Raw genomic sequence first — 18,255 nt, forward strand, 5'->3', positions numbered from 1 at the left:
CTGCCGACAAGGTCTTCATGCCTGTTCCAGCTCCACTCCCCCATCTGTCTCGACGTTCCGGCGGCACGACGCGCTCTCCGGTTCGCGATCTGCTCGCGCTCACCGCCAATCCCAACGTCATCTCGTTCGCCGGTGGCCTGCCGGCCCCCGAACTCTTCGACCTCGACGGGCTTCGAGCCGCATTCGAGACGGCGCTCGGCGATCCGGGCGGCCTGCAGTATTCGACGACCGAAGGAAACGTCGCGCTTCGCGAGTTCATCGCCGATCGGTACACCGCCCAGGGGCTGCCGACGACGAGCGACGAGATCCTCATCACGACGGGGTCGCAGCAAGCGCTGAGCCTCCTGGCGCTCGCACTGCTCGATCCAGGCGACACGGTGCTCGTCGAGCGCCCGAGTTACCTCGCCGCACTCCAAGCGTTCACCCTGGCGGGCGCCCGCGTCGTCAGTGTCCCGGTGAATGCCGATGGCGTCGACCTCGACGCCTTGGGCCGGCTGGCGCAGCAGCACCGCCCGAAGCTCATGTACACGGTGCCGACGTTTCAGAACCCGACCGGCGCCTCCCTCGACCTCGCGACGCGCGAGGGGCTCGCCCGGCTCGCCGCCACTCACGGGTTCCGCATCATCGAAGACGAGCCCTATCGCGAGTTGCGCTACTCGGGCGATCCTCTGCCGTACCTCGCCGCACTCTCGGCCGAGCATGTCATCACCGTCGGCAGTTTCTCCAAGATCCTCGCCCCCGGCCTTCGCCTCGGCTGGATCCGCACCCGGGCCGATCTCCACTCGACCGTCGTCGTGACGAAGCAGGCCGCCGATCTGCACACGTCGACCGTCGATCAGGCCGCCGCCGCCCAGTACCTGCACGCCGGCACCCTCGAGCCGTCACTCGATCGGATTCGCGCGGCCTACCGTGAGCGCCGAGACACGATGCTCGCGGCGCTGCCGCACGCACTTCCGGGCGGAAGCACGTGGAACTCCCCGCAGGGCGGGATGTTCGTGTGGGTCACCCTGCCACCCGGGCACGACGCCGCTCACCAGCTCACCCGCGCGATCGAGCACTCGGTCGCATACGTGCCGGGAGCGCCGTTCTACGCCGATCGGCCGGACCCGACCACGTTGCGGCTCTCGTTCACCACCTACCCACCCGCCACGATCGGGGAGGGACTCAGCCGTTTGGCGCGGTCGTTCTGAATGTCGGGGAACCGGACATTGAACCAATTGGTTCAGTCTGCAATACTGAACTTCTTAGTTCACTGTTGAACATCGAGCTTCCGTCCTTCATCGGAGGTACGAGGGCTCGGGAAAGGGTTCCACCATGTCGACATCCGATACCGCTGCCCGCGGCGAGAGAACAACGACCCGACTCCTCGTCTGCGGCGTCGTCGCCGGACCAGTGTTCCTCCTCGTCTGGGCGCTGCAAGCCTTCACTCGCGACGGCTTCGATCCGACTCGTCATCCGCTGAGCCTGCTCAGCCTCGGTGAGCTGGGATGGATACAGGTCTCGAGCTTCGTGCTGGCGGGCGCGCTGTACGTTGCATGCGCTCTCGGCCTGCGGCGCCGACTCCGCCCAGGGCGCGCGTCGACCTGGGCGCCCATCCTGATCGCACTCAGCGGCATCGGCCTGATCATCGCCGGCGTCTTCGTCACAGACGCGGGCGCCGGCTTCCCACCCGGCGCGCCACAAGGCGCTCCCGACATCAGCTGGCACGGCGTTCTACACGAGATCGGATTCGGCATCGCGACCGTGTCGTGGATCGTCGCCTGCATCGTGCTCGCACGCCGGTTCGCCTCGGATGGAAGGCCTGGATGGGTTGGGCTGTGCATCGTCGCCCTCGTGCTCAACATCGGAGTCAGCGCGTGGCCCGATCTCGCGAGCCTGAGCCTGCGGCTCGTCGTGGGGACTGCGATTTCGTTCGGCTTCGTCGCCGCGATCTCACTCCGCTTGCTCCTCGACGGCCCGGGCGACGTCGCCGCTCCGACCTCATCGGTTCCGGCGGCTCCATCTCGCATCTCCCACAACTGATCGGGATCAGCGCAAGGCGATCGTCGAAACGCGGTCGGTGTCCGCGAGCACGCGCAGCTGTGGTCAGGCGAGTTCCGGAGCATACTGGGTTCGTCCGCGCCAAGGGAGGTGCCATGTCGCGAGGAGCAGAGCGCCGCGATCACTCGGAATCCCCATCGGATGCCGCGTCGGCCTCGACTCCGTCCCGGCCCCGGCAGCGCGTCGTGCTCGTGACCGGCGCGACAGGCGGCATCGGCAAGGCGACCGCGCTCGGGCTGGCCCGAACGGGTGCGCACCTCGCGATCGTCGGGCGTGATCGGCAGCGCACCGAGGCCGCTGCACGCGACATCCGTGAGGCCGGTGACGGACCAGTGGACGCATTCGTCGCCGACCTCTCGTCGCAAGCCGAGGTGCGACGCGTCGCGGCCGAGGTGCTGGGGCGCCTGCCGCGCATCGACGTGCTGGTGAACAACGTCGGCGGATTCTGGCAGACCCGGCACATCACCGCTGACGGCCTCGAACGCACCTTCGCCGTCAACCACCTCGCGCCCTTCCTGCTGACGAACCTCCTCCTCGACCGGCTGAAGGCCGGCGCACCATCGAGGATCGTCACGGTCTCGTCGAACGCCCACCGCACGGGACGCATCGACTTCGACGACCTCCAGGGCGAACGCACCTACTCCGGCTCCCGCGCCTACGACCAGTCGAAGCTCGCGAATCTGCTGTTCGCCTACGAACTCGCCCGAAGACTGCAGGGCAGCGGGGTCACCTCCAACGCGCTGCATCCCGGCGTGGTGCGCACCTCGTTCGGCGCCGAGGACCCGGCGACGGTGCAACGCGTCATCGTTCCCGTGATCAAGCCATTCATGAAGACGCCCGCCCGAGGCGCTCTGACCTCGATCCACCTCGCCGCAGCGCCCGAACTCGAGCAGGTCACCGGCGGATTCTTCTCGAACGGCAAGCGCGTGAGGTCCTCGAGACGAAGCGAGGATCGAGCCGACGCCGAGCGCCTCTGGCGGGTCAGTGCAGAGCTGGTCGGTGTGAACACCGGTACGACCGAGGAGGGTCATCGATGACGACGTCGCCCGCAGCCGGGATCCTGTTGATCGTCGTGATCGGCACGGTGCTCGTGGTGTGCTCGCTCGAATTCGTCGGCCCGTTCGAGCGGAACGGCTGGAGGCTCGCGGCGATGCTCACGCCGTTCACGTACATCGCGTGGTCGCTCTGGCTCGCCGTCACTGGGGTGGTGCTCCTCGTCTAACCCTGCGCTTCGGGATTCGAACGCTCGAAGGAGCGCGGGTGTGCGTCGGTTGATCGGTTCGAGGCGAGCAGGTGGAGCTTCTCTGCGCTGTCGCTGCGTTCGTCGGGGTAGTAGAGCACGAGGATGAGATCGCCGATGGGAAGCTTCTCGCGGTGAAGGCGAAGCTCGCCGACCGTCGGGTGGTTCACGATCGTGCTGCCCCCGTCGAGCTGCTGCACGTCGTGTCGTGCCCAGAGCGATCGGAATCGAGCACTCGCGAGTGAGAGTTCGCCGACGAGTTCGACGGCGCGTGCATCGGTGACGTCGTCGCCGATGGAGCGCCGGAACGATGCGACGAACTCGACCACGGCCCGATCCCAGTTCTCGTGGAACTCGCGCTCTTCGGGATCCAAGAGCAGGGACCGCAGCCGATTCTGCCCCGGCGTGAGGCGAGGCGAGAACGCGACGGCGAGCGGGTTCGAGGCGAGCACGTCGAAATGCCGCCCTTCGATGAATGCCGGCATGTCGAGGGCGGCCAGCAGGTGGTGCAACCGCGCAGGAACTCGCTCGGTGTGCCGCCGCCGCCGGACTCGCGGGCGAGGTCCGCCGAGGCCCAGCAGGTACTCGGTTTCAACTTCGTCGAGTCGCAGAACACGGGCCAACGACTCCAAGACCTGTGAAGAGGGGTTGCTGTCCCGCCCTCGTTCGAGCCTGAGGTAGTAGTCGGCACTGACGCCGGCAAGGAACGCGACTTCTTCGCGGCGCAAACCCGGCACGCGACGGTTCGAGTCGACGGCGATCCCGAGCTGTTCGGGAGTGACCAACGCGCGCCGCGCGCGGAGGTACTCACCGAGCCGATTCGCCTCGCCGTCGACATTCGCTTGGCCGTCAACATCCATAGAGGCCACGATATCCGTGCGGCAGCGGGTGAAAGGGGTCCTGTCACTCCCCGGACCGATGGGGTCCTTCCTGAGCTGTTCCGTTCGGGTGACCATGGTGAGACGTACCGGTCATCGGCACGTACCGCTCATCGGATGGAGAGAACACAGACATGGATATCAGCAATCGCACCGTTCTGATCGTCGGAGGAACGTCGGGCATCGGGCTCGGGCTGGCACGACGTTTCGTCGGCGCGGGAAGCACCGTCATCGTCGGGGGGCGTGACACCGGCAAGGTCGAGGATCTCGAGGCGGTCGAGATCGACGTGACCGACGCGGCATCCGTCCTCCGGGCTCGCGACGAGGTTCTCCTGAACCATCCCGACCTCGATGTCGTGGTGACGATGTCGGGTGTCATGACCATCGAGGACCTCCGCGACCCTGCGCATTTCGCCCAGGCTGAGACGACCATCACCGTCAACCTCCTCGGCACGATTCGTGTGATCGACGCGTTCACCCCGCACCTGATCAACCGCGGTGGCGGCGACATCATCACGGTGACCTCCGGCATCGCGTTCCTTCCGTTCCCCGCCATGCCCACGTATGGCGCGTCGAAGGCGGGCGTGCACGCGTACACCGAATCGCTCCGCGCACAGCTCGCCGGCACTGGTGTCGAGGTCACCGAACTCGTGCCGCCGGCGGTCGCAACGGCCGGCCAGGAGAAGATCAACCCAGCTGCCCTGCCACTGGACCAATTCCTCGACGAGGTCATCGGTCTCGTGACGGTGACCCCGACCCCGAACGAGATCGTGGTCGAGCGCGCACAGACGCTTCGGTGGGCAGAACGCGCCGGCACCTATGCAGAACTCCTCGAACGCCGCTCGCAGCCGCTCGACACCCTTCTCGGGCGCACCGTGCCGTCGAGCACGTAGAACGTGCGCGGCGGGGCCCGGTTCTACGCCGGATCGGCGATGGCGTAGAGGAGGTCGCGGACGCCGGGGCGCCCTTCGCGGTCGGAGCGCCAGACCAGGCGAAGTTCGAGCTGCGGTGTCTCGACCGGAAGGCGCACGAGTTCGCCGGCAGCGAGTTCGGTCGTGATGGCGAAGTCCGGAAGCAGCGCCAGCCCGTCGCCGTGAATCGTCCAGGCTTTCGCGATCGCAACGCTGCCTGCTTCGACCCGCGGGGTGCGCGGGGCGATCATCTTGTCGGCCGCGAGCCAGAACGAGCAACCGGGGCTGGTGCCGACGAGCGGGTAGACCTCGAAGTTGTCGGGTTCCGGCGGCGCCGATTGCGCGAGCGGATGCGACGCCGCCACTACGAGGGAGAGTGACACCGGTTCGATGTCGAGGTAGGCGAAGTCGCCTGGTGGCGTCTCGAATCCGAGTTCACCGAGGCCCTCGCCCAGGTCGAGCAGGAGTCCAGCGTCGATCGCCCCGCTGCCGAGGTCTTCGAGGAGGGCGACGCGGCTGGCCGTCCAGCTCGTCTTCACCTGGATGCCCGAACGTCGGGCGCCGAGCCGGACCTCGACCGGAGTCGCGGCCACGTCACGGCGAGCATCATCAGCCGTGTCGAGAAGGCTGCGGGCCCACCGTTGCAGCCGCTGTCCGGCCGGCGTCAGCTGCATACCGCGCGACTTCCGCTCGAACAATGTGACGCCGAGTGATTGTTCGAGCGTGCGCAGTTGTTCGGATATCGACGAGGGTGCACGGTCGAGCGCGATCGCCGCACCGCCGACCGTTCCTTCGCGAACGATGGCCTCGAATACCGCCAGTTGTCTGAGCTCCACGGCGCACCTCCGTTCGGATTCTCCGAAGTCAGCATACGGCTCAGCCGGTCGCTGACTTCGCTCGTCCCGCACAGGATTGGCTCCGAACTCGATTCGATTCCGTGGGAGGAATACATGGTGAACGCTCGCCAGCGCCAGTCGTATGTCCAGCACTCAGTGAGCTCTGCGACGCATCCGGGACGCTTCCGGGCACTGCTCGGCCTGTCGCTCGGCTACTTCATGGTCCTCCTCGACACAACCGTGCTCTCCGTTGCCGAACCTGACATCGTTCGGTCTCTGCACGCCTCGGTCGGCGGACTGCAGTGGGTGGTGAACGGATACACGATCACGCTGGCGGCGTTCGTGCTCTCGGCCGGCGCAATCGCCGATCGGTTCGGCGCCCACCGAGTGTTCCGAGTCGGGATCGCCGGGTTCGGGCTGCTGTCCCTGCTGACCGCCTTCGCGCCGTCGGTCGGGCTGCTGGTCGCGTTGCGCGCGCTGCTGGGCGTGGCGGCCGCGCTGTGCATCCCCTCGTCGATGGCGATGATCACCCGCCTGTACCACGAGCCCGCCGCACGCTCCCGAGCGCTGGCAGCCTGGACCGCGATCAGCGGTGTCGGGCTCGCCTCCGGACCCATCATCGGTGGCGCGCTGGTGGCGTTCGCGGGATGGCGCGCCGTGTTCATCGTCAACGTGCCGATCGCCGTCATCGTCCTGGTACTGGTCGCCGGTTCCGGATTCGCCGCTCCTCTGACCCAACGTCGGATCGACGTCGGCGCGCAGTTGCTCGCCGGCGCGACGCTGGCCCTTCTCAGCGGCTCGCTGATCTCGTTCGGCGGCCGGGACATCGTGCTCGCCACGGTGTCGGGAGCGGCTGCGATTGCCGTTGCCGCGGCCCTCATCATCGTCGAACGGCGAAGTGCCTCGCCCGTGTTCGCACCACAGGTGCTCCGAGCGCGGGGTGTCGTCGCCGGGCTGATCGCCGGCGCCGCCGTGAACTTCGTACTCACTGGCGCGATATTCGCGCTGCCCTTGCTGCTGTTCCAGAACCTCGACCTGACGCCTCTCCAGATCGGGATGTTCCTGCTACCGCTCACGATCCCGTGTGCGCTGAACCCTCTCTTGACGGGCCGGATCGTGGCCCGTTACGGACCACGACCTCCGATCATCGGCGGTCTGACGCTGCTCGCGTTCGGCAGCGCGGTGCTCACCGTGGCCGTCACCGTTCGCTTCCCGCCGATTCCGACCGCAGTCGGACTTGCCATCGTCGGGTTCGGAGTCTCCTTCACCCTCCCCGCATTGATCTCCGCTGTGCTGTCAGCGGCGCCAGATGGAACCGCGGGCAGCGTCGGCGGCATATTCAACGCCGTCCGCCAGGTGGGCGCAACACTCGGCGTCGCCGTGATGGGCGCTCTCATCGCCGCAACGCAACACGACACCGGTGGTACGGCGTCGCTGCTCACCGCGGCCATCATCGCCGCCCTCGGATGCTGCGCATACGTGTTGCTCACCCGCGCCTCGCGACCCGGCTCGCCGAGCTGACCGGTTCAGCGAGTGGATGCCCCGCCGCCGGCCGTTCCGCCTGCGCCGCCACCACCCGTGGCCCCCGCCCTTGCCGCCGCGGCCGCATGCGCCTCGAGGCGCTGCTGGAGCCGACGCAGCGTCTCCATGGCTTCTTCATACCGGCGGAAGGCGTCGGCTCGCGCAGTCGTTCGGGCGGCATGAGTCCCTCGAGCAGAGGGATCCCGAGTCTCGCGACTGGCGAGGATGAACGCACGGTGCGCCTCGCGCGCCCGATCGCGCACCTGCGGGAGCATCCGGGCGTCGTTGAGCACGGCGGCCGCGACATCCTGCCCGTGGATGCGGGCGTCGATCTCCTCGATGAGCATCTCGTAGTCGTTGTGCGCTCGAGTGTGCGCGTCGAGGGCTTCCTGGTAGCGCGCACGCGCGTCGCCGAGTTGCCGGTTGTTCTCGGGCAGGCCGAGCCGTGAGATGAAGTCGAGGCGACGCATCGCGACGCCGAGCTCGTTCTTTCGGATCTTCGTCATGTCGTAGATCCGATTCCGAGTCGGACCGTTCGCGCCGAACACGCTGTCGTAGAAGGCGGCCGCGGCGTCATGGTGCAGCTCCCTCGCGCGGAACGACTCCGCGGGCCGTGCTCCGGACTGCGCCTCCCAGGCGGCCTTCACCGTCTGCGCATCGAAGTTCCGCAGCACGACGTCGCCTTCAGCGCGCGACCGCACGTCGGCATAGGTCGCGCCCGGCATCGCGCGCTCGATGCGCAGCCGAGCCATGCGGAACCACTGCAGCGCGTGCCGCGCCTCGTGGGCGATCGTGTCGCACGCATCGGCGAACTGCTCTGGTGTCGGATCCCGCTGCGACACGAGATCGCGGTTGATGTGCAGCTCCCACACCGAGGCGGGCTGCTTGCCGAACTGGTCGGGGGTCGGGTTGTGCAAATGGTTGGGAATGAGCTGCGGCGCACCCGACGCCGTGAGCTGCCGGTTCGTGATCTCGAGCAGGGCGTCGAATCGCGCTTCGGGGGTCATGCGGCGGTAACGGTCGTAGAGGGGGACGAACTCCGTGGCGAGCGCCCGCGCCTCAGCACCGAGGTGATCGACGACGCGTGCGGCATCCCTGCCGCCGGGGCCGCCCGTCGTCGCCTGCGGCGACCGCGTCGAGGCGGGTTCGGCCACGAGCCGCACGTCGGTCTGTCGCCCCCACCCGGGCGACTTCGCGTCGAGGTACTCGGTCGCGTGCTGCACGTGCTGCGCCGCCTCGTCGCCCGTGAAGCGCACCTCGACCTGACGCCCGCCACCCGAGTCGATGATGACGACCTCGCCGCCGAACACCGCACCCGCGTTGCGCGCGAGCCCCTCGCGATGCGCCTCGAACCGCGCGATGAGTGCGTGCCGCTCGGGCAACGGCAGGTTCGCGCCCAGGCCGGTTCCGCCCTGCAGCTCGGCGTGGAGCCGTTGCCATCCGCCTGCCTCGGTGAGCAGCGATCGCACGGCGACATCCGAGAGCCGGGCGCCCGTCTTTCCGGTCGCGCCCGGCACGTCGACCGCGGGTGCCGCTCGCCCAGCCCCGCCCCCGGCATCCGTGACTGCGGTCTCCGGCACCATGACTGCGGGTCCGCGCGAGCCGCCGCGCCACGCCTCGTACTCCTTCGCGACTCGGCTGTTGACGCGGGCGAGGCCGAGGTCCATGGCGACGTTCTGCACCACGCCGTCGACGATGAGGTCGGCGAACTCGTTCGCGTTCTTCGGCAGCGCCTTGCCCTCGACGACGGTCTTCAGAACGGTCTCGGTCGCCGTCATGTAGACCGACGAGGTGCCGGCGGCCATCGCGCTCGCGGTGAGTTCTGCGAGCTTCGTGCCCACGAGGTCGGGGATACGGTCGATGCGCGCCTTGATCGCGACCTGGAATCTGGCCTGCAGGGCGCCGCCGAGGTAGGTCATGATGGCGCTCACGCCCGCGGCCTGCACGAGGCTTGCGAGTCCGAGGCTCGTACGCTGGCCGTAGTGCATTTCAGCCGCGCGGCCGAGTCCCTCCTGCGCGAAGGTGTAGCCGCCGGCGACGAGGGCCGAGCCCGTGAGGCCGAGCCCGCCCGAGGCGATTCCAGCGGCGATAGTGCCTGCGGTCTTCAGCCGGTTGAGCCATTTCACGGCGGTGCCCGCGCCCGTCATGACGCGGTTCTCATAGGCGGAGAAGCGCTTGGCCGCGTCGGCGGTCGACTGCTCGGCCATGGCGATGAGCGGCACGGCGAGTTCGTACTTGCGCTCGCGCAGCAGCGGCCACGCGCGCTCGATGAGCTGGCGCGGCTGGTCCCAGATGCGGATCGTGGGGTAGGGATCGCTGCCCGAGCCGAGCGCTTCAGAGACGTGTCGGATCGCCCCGAAGCCGATGCGCTCGGCGTTGATGGCGCTTCGCTCGAGGTGCATCGGCTGCAGCTCGTGCCACACGTCGGTCGTCTCTTTGAGCGCCTCTCGCAGCTTCGCGAGCTCTTCGCGGTTCGACACACGCCGCGCGTACTCTTCGGGGTAGTCATTGCGCAGGTCGTCGGCGGTCACGAAGCCCTTCGTCTTGTGGACGATGCCAGGCATCGGGTGCTGCCCGAGCGCTTCGCCGGGCACCGGCCGCATACTGAGCTCGAGCGGCCGCTTCGTAATCTGCTCGACGGCCCACTGACGGAAGTCGGTCTCTGCCTTGACGTCCCACTCGGGCGGCTCGCTCACATCGTCAGCGAGCAGCAGCCGCACGTCCACGCTGAGGTGCTCGTCGGGTTTCGGCGGCACGGCGCCGAGCAGCCGGCGCCGCTCCTTCAGGTAGTCGGGATGCTGCTCGCGGACCGTGCCGTAATAGGCGAAGTCATCCCACAGCCGCCGCACGCGGGCGTCGATGTGCCATGCGATCGTGAAATGGTCGACGACCCGCTGCCAGTGCTCGAGCTGCGCCGAGGTGAGGGCGCCGAGCAGCGCCGGATACCGGGCTTGCAACGCCGGCCGGATGTCGGGACCGCCCTTCGGGATCGGCTCGCGCGCATGCCGTCCCGCGAGCGAGTCGGGCTCGAGATCGCGCTGCACGTGTGCCGCGACCGCGCGGTTGCCCGCGTCCCGCTGCAGATCGATGACGTCGTCGGCCCGCAGCATCCACGGGGCATTGAGCGATGCCTGCGCGCGCTGTGCGGCGCGCTTCACGGGCGTCGAGCCGCCCGCGCGTTTCGCACCCGGGTCGACTCGCTCGCCGTGCCTGCCCTGCTCGCCTCGCTCTTGGATCGGCAGACCTCCTCCTGGCTTCCCTCAGCTTCCATCACCGCGCGCCGGGAGCAGTACGTCCAGTACGGCCGCGCAGCGGACCGCGCACGGCTCGCTGCCCGAGCGGGCAGCAGCAGGCCCGCGCGAACGCACCTTGCGACCCATCGGTGGCAGGGTGCGTTTCACGCAGGCCCAGTAGACGCTACTGGCGCGAACCGATCTCGGCGATCGGCGCGCTCCGCATCGCAGCCCGTGTCGCGACAGCGAGCGAGATCAGGCCGATGATGCTCAGAGAGCCGACGATCGCGGCGGACTCGATCGGCGAGACGTTCGGCAGCAGCTGTCCCGAAATACCGAAGCTGATCCCGATCAACGGGGGTAGGGCCACCAGTACTCCGAGCGCTGCGGCGAGCACCACGACCATTGCAGACTCCGTGCGCATCATCGCCCGCACCTGCCTGCGCGTCGCTCCGACCAATTGCATCAGCGCGAACTCACGCCGCCGCTCCCCCGTTGCCATCACCAACGTGTTCACCACGGCAATCGCGATGTAGCCGAGGATGACGGCGAGCGCGATCAGGTTGACGAGTGAGTTCGCATCGCGCGCGCTGTCGCCTGCCGCGCGGAGCTCGCTGCGGTTCGCCACGGTGAATCCGGCCTCGTCCAGTGCCTTCTGCACGTGCGCCAGCTGCCCCGGCTGCGTGCCCACGAGCACATAATTGCTGAGGCTGGTCGTCGTGTGGGCGAGCAACGCGGGATTCGTCATCGTCACGTCGCCGAAGCCCAAACCGCGGGTGTAGATGGCAACCACGCTCGAGGTGACCGCCGTTCCGTCACCGAGATGCCCGCTGACTGTATCGCCGACGCCCACGCCCGCCGCCAGCGCCGCGTCGGAACTCAACGCGACGGTGTCCGCACCGGTCAGAGACTCGAGCGTGCCTGCCACCACGCCCAAATCCAACGTTGAGGCAGTCGCTGCCGGATCGATCCCCTGTACCGGATACTGCTCGGACGTCGGATCGCCGAGCTGAACGAAGCTGAAGATCATCTGACTGAGCGCCACCGGGTTCGCTGCACTCACACCCGAAGTCTGGGCGATGGAAGCGACGGCGTCCTCAGAGAGTCCGGATGCTCCGCCTGTCACCATCAAGTCGGCCGTCACCCCGGCGTGCGACTGCGTGGTGGCCTCGGCCGCGATAATCGACTGCGTACCCACCTGCACGAGGCCGAGACCGATGCCGAGCGCCAGTGGGACGATCGCTGCGGCGAGTCGACGCGAATTACTGCGCGCATTCGCGGCCGCGAGGAAGGCTGAGGGCGACTTCAAGTGCCGTAGCGGCCCACCGAATACCGTGATGGCGGTACGCACAAGGCGTGGCCCGAGCAAGCCGACGGCAATGATGAGGAGCAGTGCGGCTGCGGCCGGGCCGGCGACCGCGATCGTACCGGGGACGAACAGCGGAATGGCACTTGCGAGCAAGCCGATGACTCCGAGGATGATGCCGGTGATCGTGCGGCCACGCCCCAGACGGGACGGCGTGGTCGATGCTTCTTGCAGTGCTTCGATCGGATTGATGCGCGCGGGCCGCCGAGCAGCGACCGCAGCGGCGAGTTGGGACGCCACGACCATGACCACGACGGCGATCAGCGCAGGAATCGGGCCGAAGGTGAGCGCGAAGTCCTCAGGAATCACCCCCGCTTGCGCGAAGCCGAATCGCATCGCGGCCGCCAGAAAGAAGCCGGGGATCACTCCGACGAGTGCGCCAGCGCCTGCGACGAGGAGCACCTCTTGTGCGATGAGTCGATGGATCTGCATGGGGGTGGAGCCGATGGCGCGCATCAGAGCGAAGTCGCGCCTTCGCCGCTGAATGGACAGCGACAGTGTGCCTGCGACCACGAACAGAGCAATCAGGATGGCTGTGCCGGCGAACGACGAACCGATCGCGACGAGCGTTGCTCGGGCGGCACCGGCGTCGAGAAACTCGGCGGCGCCGCGGTCATTGCCCGTATATGTGACGGCACCGGGCACCTGTGCGCGAATCTCACTCGCCAGATCACTCGGCGAGACGCCTGAACGCGCGAATACTCCGACGACGTCGCCGGCACCGCCGCGCGGCGCCAGTGCGGCTGCCGCGGCATCAGTCAGGAAGACGTGCCCCGCACGGGCGGGGTCGTTGCCCGAAGCAGCAGTGGCGATCCCGACGACACGATACTCGGCGTTGGTGCCGCCGTGAGCGAGCGTGACGGTGTCGCCGACCTCGGTGCGCGACGCCAAGCTGCCGTCAACGACGACCTGGTCCGCTGCGCGGGGGGCGTTCCCGTCACTGACCTCATACGGGGTGAGCGCCGCGGAACTCCACCCGTGGGCTTCGATCGGCGATCCGTCCCACGACATCGGAACCGTGGTGTCCGTGACGACGCTCGCCGCATTCGGAAGCGTTCGAATCAGAGCGAGCCCATCGGCGGAGAGCGGCACGCGCTCCGGGAGGGAGTACGTCGTCCCCTCTGGGGTCTCGAACGACTGCTTTCCACCCACGATCACGTCGGCGGCGGAGTAGCGTTCGGGGTCGACCCCGCCGCGTGAGCCGGATTCGATCAGAACGCCGAGTCCGGTCGCGAGCATCGTCGCGGTGAGAACGGCGACGAAGACGCCGATGAGCGTTCCCTTGTTTTGGCGGATTCCCGCCCGGATGAGTGTGTTCACCATTTCCCCAACTCGGTCATGCGGTCGACGATCTCCTGCGTCGATGCGCCGTCCTGGTATCCGACGAATGCACCGTCGGCGAGAAAGATGACCCGGTCGGCGCGGGATGCGACCGCCGGGTCGTGGGTCACCATGATGACCGTCTGGTTCAGTTCGCGTGTCATCTGTGCGAGCAGGTCAAGCACCTGGCGACCGGTTCGCGAGTCGAGCGCGCCCGTCGGTTCGTCGGCGAAGACGGCGTCAGGCCGCGTGATGAGCGCCCGTGCGATGGCCACCCGCTGCTGCTGACCGCCGGAGAGCTCCGCCGGGCGCCGCTGTCGAAGTTCGTCGAGGCCAACCGAGCGGATGATGCGGTCGAGCCAGCCGTCCTCCACGCTCTTGCCGGCCAGAAGCAGGGGCAGCGTCACGTTCTGCTCGACCGTCAGAGCAGGAAGCAGGTTGTAGGCCTGGAAGACGAACCCGACGTGCTGACGCCGGAACTTCGCGAGCTTGTTGGCCCGCATCCGTGAGATATCGGTGTCGCCGATCCAGACGGAGCCGCTCGTCGGAGCGTCGAGGCCCGCCGCGGTGTGCAGAAACGTGCTCTTTCCCGAACCGGATGGCCCCATGATGGCGGTGAACGACCCCCGCTCCAGGGTGAGATCGATGCCGCGAAGAGCGATCACTGCTGACGGGCCGGTGCCGTATTTCTTGACGACCGTCTCGAGGCGTATCGCCTGGCCCGGGTGCGGGCCTGACAGCCTGGATGTCTGTGTTTCGGATGCCTGAATGCTCATGTCATGGACGTTACGGATTGCCGCTCGCCGCAACGATCCTGGCCGCTACCCAGTTAATGGTGTGGCTGGCTCCACCCCTTGCGCGCGCGCACTACGGCAGACTGAACGGATGAGCCGCGACCGACTTCGACGATGGTGGCGCGCCCTGCGCTATCTGGTCGTCGAACTGGGAGCCGGTTTCGTTTCGCTCGCATTCGTGGTGATCGGCGTGATCCTGATGCCGCTGCTGGTGCTCAGCGGCGGATGGCTCATCGTGCCGCTGATCGTGCGACCGTTGCGATGGTGGGCATCACGCGCGCGCACTCGCAGTGCACCGAACTCCCGTAGGGACGTCGAGTCGGCATACAGTCCGATCCCGGCCGATCCGACCTTCACCGAGAGCCTGCGCATCGCTTTCTCGCGGTCAACGGGTCGGGATCTACTGTGGCTGATCGGGCACGGTGCGATCGTGCCGTTCGTCAATCTTCTGACCATCGCATTGCCGCTCGCCGCCGTCAACGCGCTGATCGTCCCCGCGTATTGGTATCTGGCGCCCTCCAACGACCCCATATCGAGTCCGTTTCCGGTGACATCGTGGGCCGCGGCCGCCTGGACGCCCCTTGTCGCCGTTGGCTATGCCCTCCTCGCCTGGTGGATCGTTCCCGGGCTGGCATTTGCGCAGAGGTGGGCGCAGAACAAGATTCTGACCCCGAGCCGCGAGGACGAACTTGCCGCGAGGGTCACGGCGCTGACGGCCAGCCGCGCGGCCGCGCTCGACGCACACTCGTCTGAGTTGCGGCGCATTGAGCAAGACCTGCACGACGGTGCGCAGAATCGTTTGGTGAGTGTCGTCATGATGCTCGGGATGGCGGAACGGTCGTTCGAGACGAGCCCGGGTGACGCTCTCCCGCAGCTTCAGCGTGCGCAGCAAGCCGCAACGGATGCGCTTGCCGAGCTGCGCACCATGGTGCACGACATCTATCCGCCGATCCTGGATGAGCTCGGGCTGGAGTGCGCGCTGTCGTCGGTGGCCGGACGCTCGTCCGTGCCCTGCTCCCTCGATGTGGTCGGACTGGACCGGGTGCCGACCGCCGTGGAATCCGCGGCGTACTACATCGTCGCCGAGGCGGTGACGAACCTCAACAAGTACAGCGGCGCCACCAGAGCGACGGTCTCCGTTCGGTACGATCCATCGGTGGGGGTCGAGGGCCTGCTGATCGTCATCGAGGATGACGGACGCGGCGGCGCGGTCGAGCGCCCGGGCGGCGGCATCGCGGGCATCCGTCGCCGCATCGAGGCGTTCGAAGGAACGCTGCTGCTGACCAGCCCGGTCGGCGGCCCGACGAACATGAGGGTGGTACTGCCATGCGGGTGGTGATAGCCGAAGACGATGCTTTGCTGCGCGAGGGACTCGCCATGTTGCTGCGCAGTGAGGGCTTCGATGTGGTGGCGGCGGTCGACAATGCCGACGACTTTCTGGCGCTGCTCGACGATACGGATGCTGCGGTGCTCGACGTGCGGATGCCGCCCACGTTCACGAATGAGGGTCTGAAGGCGGCCGAAGTCGCGCGCCGGCGGCGACCGGGATTTCCGGTGCTGGTCCTCTCCGCGTACGTCGAGGACCGCTATGCGGGACAGTTGCTGGCAGAGGGCGCCGGCGGTCTCGGCTACCTGCTCAAAGAACGCGTCGGCAAGGTCACTGAGTTCACCGACGCGTTGCGCAGGGTCGCCGACGGCGGCACCGTGATGGATCCGGAGGTGATCTCGCAGCTGCTGAGCCGGCGTCGCGCAGATGACCCGATCCAATCGCTCACCCCGCGAGAGCGGGAGGTGCTCGGGCTCATGGCGGAGGGCCTCGACAACACCACGATCGCCGGGCGACTTTTCGTCAGCGAGACAGCGGTGAGCAAGCACATCGGCAACATCTTCGCGAAGCTCGGGCTGTCGACCAGCGACAGCGGCCATCGTCGCGTTCTCGCCGTGCTGGCGTATTTGCGAACCTGATGGAGGCTATGGTTCTTCACCGTTCTTCACCGGCATCCATTCGAACAGGGCCGGTCATCGACACCCTCGGCGCGGGTGGTTTCGTCACTGGCCCGTTCCCTGCGTCGCTCGGGTGCGGAACGACGCGCGGCTCGGGATGCTCGACCATTGCGTCAGCGACCCAGCCTGGGGCGTCCAGCCGGATCGTGTCATCGCCAACGAACACCGCGAGGTGATCCTCGAGGCGGTCGAGCTGTTCCGCGCCGACCTGCGCGGCCCACTCCCCTCGCAGCTCGTCGAATATCGAAGCGCCCTCGCGCATCAGCCGCTGACCCGCATCCGTCACCGTGACCTTCTTGCGCCGACGATCCAGCGCGTCATCCTCGATCGCCACCCAACCGCGCTCGCCGAGAAGCGCGATGGTCTTGGCCGCCGCCTGCTTGCTCACCGCGAGCGCCCGGCCAAGCTCCGACGCGCTCCCCGCCCCGAGGTCGATCGCGGTCATCGCGTAGTGGAATGAGGGTCGTACGTCTTCGAACCCGCGTGCCGCCAGTCCGAGCACCGCGGTATCGGCGAGTTTGCGGTAGCTGGCGAGCAGGAGCAGCGCGAGATCAGGGCCGGATCCGGTCATGGAACAAGGTTAGCGAAGGGTGGTGCGACGATCCCGTCGAAAAGCACGTCGAGGTAGTCGGAGGCGCGTTCGGGTCGCAATCGTGCGGAGTAGCCCAACCCACAGAGCAGAATCATGATGTCGGCGGGCTCCAGATCTGTCCGGAAGTACTGAGCGGCGCGAGAGACCAAGGTCGAGAATGCCGCGAAGAGATCAGCGCGAAGCGCACGCGTCTCCTCGCGCGCCGCCGTTGACGCCAAGACAGCGCCGGCGAAATCCGGGTCGTCGATGTAGATCTGCATCGACTGGGCGATGAACGTTCGGATGGCTTCGAACTTGTCAGGGTCGGTCGCCGCCGCTCGAGCAGCGTCGGCCATCTCCAGGAATCGGTGCTCGACGAGCGCTTCCATCAGCACCTCGCTCGACGAGAAGTGGCGATACACCGTCCCGACTCCGACGCCGGCGCGATGTGCCACGGCGTTGAGGTGCAGGGCATCGCCGTCGGAGCGCAGGATTCTCGCGGCCTCGAGGATCCGCTCGCGGTTGCGAGAGGCGTCGGGGCGAAGTGCGGTCATGCTTTCAGCTTAATAGATCATTCTCCGAAACGGATAATGTATCCGGTTTTGCATTTAGCATGACACCATGACCACTCAGCGCAACGAGTCGATCGACGCCGGCGGGCACCGACGCAGCTACATCCATGTCACGCCCGCATTCCCCCTGAGCGAAGCACCACTGCTGCTCGCTCTGCACGGCACGTCACAACAAGGCCGGACGATGCAGCGCTTCAGCGGTCGGACCCTTGACGCCTTGGCCGAGCGTATCGGCGCTGACCTCATCTATCTGAACGGCCACGGCCGGGCGTGGAACGATGCCCGCAGGCAGAAGATATCGCGGGCGCAAAAGGCAGATATCGACGACGTCTCATTCGTGAGCGCAGTTGTCCGAAGCTTCGACCGACCCACGATCGCCATCGGATACTCGAACGGTGGGCAGCTTCTGCATCGCGTCCTGCGAGAGAAACCCGCCCTCCTCGCTGGTGCTGTGATCGTCGCCGCAGGCCTGCCCGTCGACGACGACTTCTCGCTCGTCAATGTCAGACCAGCCGCGATCCCGACCCTCCTCCTGCACGGAACAGCCGACCCGATAGTGCCATACGACGGTGGAGCGACCAAGATTCTCGGCCGCACCCGCGGGCGAGTACAGTCCGCTCAGGCGACAGCCCGTCGGTATGCGCCCGCGACGGAACCCGTCACACGCCGCGACGGTGATCTTGAACGCGCCGACTGGGACAGCGTTCGCCTCGTGACGCAGATCGGAACCGGCCATGTGATTCCGAACCGCACAACGTCGCCCGGTCGGCTCGTCATCGGGCCATCACACCAGGATCTTGATCTGGGCGAGGAGATTGAGCGCTTCTTCGGTATCACCGCACGGGCACGACAGCCGGGCAGTGCTCGATGAGGCCGTGACGGGCCGCGCGGCGCCCGAGGCCGGGCGCCGGCGGGCCGCGGGCGAGCCGGACTTTGACTATGCCCGGCTGTCGATCGGGAGAAGCACCT

The 18,255-nt window shown here is 67.5% G+C and carries 16 protein-coding genes; 9 read left to right on the plus strand and 7 right to left on the minus strand.

What is annotated here, in order from left to right:
* The first annotated feature begins 17 nt into the window (after positions 1 to 17).
* The 4 genes from AC1C2S_RS19845 (at position 18) to AC1C2S_RS19860 (ending at position 3,262) form a co-directional block, all read left to right on the plus strand.
* Positions 18 to 1,190 carry an aminotransferase-like domain-containing protein gene (locus AC1C2S_RS19845; RefSeq protein ID WP_495354315.1) on the plus strand — a complete coding sequence of 391 codons (1,173 nt, stop codon included), beginning with the start codon at positions 18 to 20 and terminating at the stop codon, positions 1,188 to 1,190.
* Between the two features lie 124 nt (positions 1,191 to 1,314).
* Positions 1,315 to 2,022 carry a DUF998 domain-containing protein gene (locus AC1C2S_RS19850; protein ID WP_495354316.1) on the plus strand — a complete coding sequence of 236 codons (708 nt, stop codon included), beginning with the start codon at positions 1,315 to 1,317 and terminating at the stop codon, positions 2,020 to 2,022.
* A 113-nt stretch (positions 2,023 to 2,135) separates the two neighbouring features.
* On the plus strand, positions 2,136 to 3,077 hold the full coding sequence (locus tag AC1C2S_RS19855) for an SDR family oxidoreductase (RefSeq protein ID WP_495354317.1): 942 nt from the start codon (positions 2,136 to 2,138) through the stop codon (positions 3,075 to 3,077).
* Positions 3,074 to 3,262 (plus strand): hypothetical protein, encoded by a 189-nt coding sequence (locus AC1C2S_RS19860; protein ID WP_495354318.1) that lies wholly within the window; start codon positions 3,074 to 3,076, stop codon positions 3,260 to 3,262. The genes AC1C2S_RS19855 and AC1C2S_RS19860 overlap by 4 nt, the downstream gene beginning before the upstream one ends.
* Here the strand turns inward: AC1C2S_RS19860 and AC1C2S_RS19865 are convergent.
* Positions 3,259 to 4,140, minus strand: coding sequence for a helix-turn-helix transcriptional regulator (locus AC1C2S_RS19865; RefSeq protein ID WP_495354319.1), 882 nt, complete (start codon positions 4,138 to 4,140; stop codon positions 3,259 to 3,261). The genes AC1C2S_RS19860 and AC1C2S_RS19865 overlap by 4 nt on opposite strands.
* Before the next feature lie 152 nt (positions 4,141 to 4,292).
* Here AC1C2S_RS19865 and AC1C2S_RS19870 point away from each other — a divergent pair, with 152 nt between their 5' ends.
* Positions 4,293 to 5,051 carry an SDR family oxidoreductase gene (locus tag AC1C2S_RS19870; protein ID WP_495354320.1) on the plus strand — a complete coding sequence of 253 codons (759 nt, stop codon included), beginning with the start codon at positions 4,293 to 4,295 and terminating at the stop codon, positions 5,049 to 5,051.
* A 23-nt stretch (positions 5,052 to 5,074) separates the two neighbouring features.
* Here the strand turns inward: AC1C2S_RS19870 and AC1C2S_RS19875 are convergent, their stop codons facing one another.
* Positions 5,075 to 5,905, minus strand: a complete 831-nt coding sequence (locus AC1C2S_RS19875) for a LysR family transcriptional regulator (protein ID WP_495354321.1) — start codon at positions 5,903 to 5,905, stop codon at positions 5,075 to 5,077.
* 114 nt (positions 5,906 to 6,019) lie between these two features.
* On the opposite strand from AC1C2S_RS19875, the gene AC1C2S_RS19880 reads away from it, so the two are divergent.
* Positions 6,020 to 7,426 carry an MFS transporter gene (locus AC1C2S_RS19880; protein WP_495354322.1) on the plus strand — a complete coding sequence of 469 codons (1,407 nt, stop codon included), beginning with the start codon at positions 6,020 to 6,022 and terminating at the stop codon, positions 7,424 to 7,426.
* Positions 7,427 to 7,431: 5 nt separating this feature from the next.
* Here the strand turns inward: AC1C2S_RS19880 and AC1C2S_RS19885 are convergent, their stop codons facing one another.
* The 3 genes from AC1C2S_RS19885 to AC1C2S_RS19895 all read right to left on the minus strand — a co-directional run bounded on the left by AC1C2S_RS19885 (position 7,432) and on the right by AC1C2S_RS19895 (position 14,121).
* Entirely contained in the window at positions 7,432 to 10,584 is a 3,153-nt protein-coding gene (locus tag AC1C2S_RS19885) for a hypothetical protein (RefSeq protein WP_495354323.1), read from the minus strand.
* Between the two features lie 259 nt (positions 10,585 to 10,843).
* Positions 10,844 to 13,348 carry an FtsX-like permease family protein gene (locus AC1C2S_RS19890; protein WP_495354324.1) on the minus strand — a complete coding sequence of 835 codons (2,505 nt, stop codon included), beginning with the start codon at positions 13,346 to 13,348 and terminating at the stop codon, positions 10,844 to 10,846.
* A complete protein-coding gene (locus AC1C2S_RS19895) occupies positions 13,342 to 14,121 on the minus strand; it encodes an ABC transporter ATP-binding protein (protein ID WP_495354325.1) in 780 nt (259 codons plus the stop codon). The genes AC1C2S_RS19890 and AC1C2S_RS19895 overlap by 7 nt, the downstream gene beginning before the upstream one ends.
* 109 nt (positions 14,122 to 14,230) lie before the next feature.
* On the opposite strand from AC1C2S_RS19895, the gene AC1C2S_RS19900 reads away from it, so the two are divergent.
* Entirely contained in the window at positions 14,231 to 15,478 is a 1,248-nt protein-coding gene (locus AC1C2S_RS19900; protein ID WP_495354326.1) for a sensor histidine kinase, read from the plus strand.
* Positions 15,466 to 16,104, plus strand: a complete 639-nt coding sequence (locus AC1C2S_RS19905; protein WP_495354327.1) for a response regulator transcription factor — start codon at positions 15,466 to 15,468, stop codon at positions 16,102 to 16,104. Before AC1C2S_RS19900 ends, AC1C2S_RS19905 begins: the two co-directional genes overlap by 13 nt.
* Positions 16,105 to 16,120: 16 nt before the next feature.
* Here the strand turns inward: AC1C2S_RS19905 and AC1C2S_RS19910 are convergent, their stop codons facing one another.
* Together AC1C2S_RS19910 and AC1C2S_RS19915 are read right to left on the minus strand one after the other, a co-directional pair.
* On the minus strand, positions 16,121 to 16,714 hold the full coding sequence (locus AC1C2S_RS19910; protein ID WP_495354328.1) for a MarR family winged helix-turn-helix transcriptional regulator: 594 nt from the start codon (positions 16,712 to 16,714) through the stop codon (positions 16,121 to 16,123).
* The gene (locus AC1C2S_RS19915; RefSeq protein ID WP_495354329.1) at positions 16,711 to 17,268 is read right to left on the minus strand and encodes a TetR/AcrR family transcriptional regulator; all 558 of its coding nucleotides are present in this window, start codon (positions 17,266 to 17,268) and stop codon (positions 16,711 to 16,713) included. Before AC1C2S_RS19915 ends, AC1C2S_RS19910 begins: the two co-directional genes overlap by 4 nt.
* A 67-nt stretch (positions 17,269 to 17,335) precedes the next feature.
* Between AC1C2S_RS19915 and AC1C2S_RS19920 the strand changes: the two genes are divergently transcribed.
* Positions 17,336 to 18,157, plus strand: a complete 822-nt coding sequence (locus AC1C2S_RS19920) for a CE1 family esterase (RefSeq protein WP_495354330.1) — start codon at positions 17,336 to 17,338, stop codon at positions 18,155 to 18,157.
* Positions 18,158 to 18,255 lie beyond the last annotated feature (98 nt).

This window comes from Agromyces sp. Y782 (genome assembly GCF_059445405.1).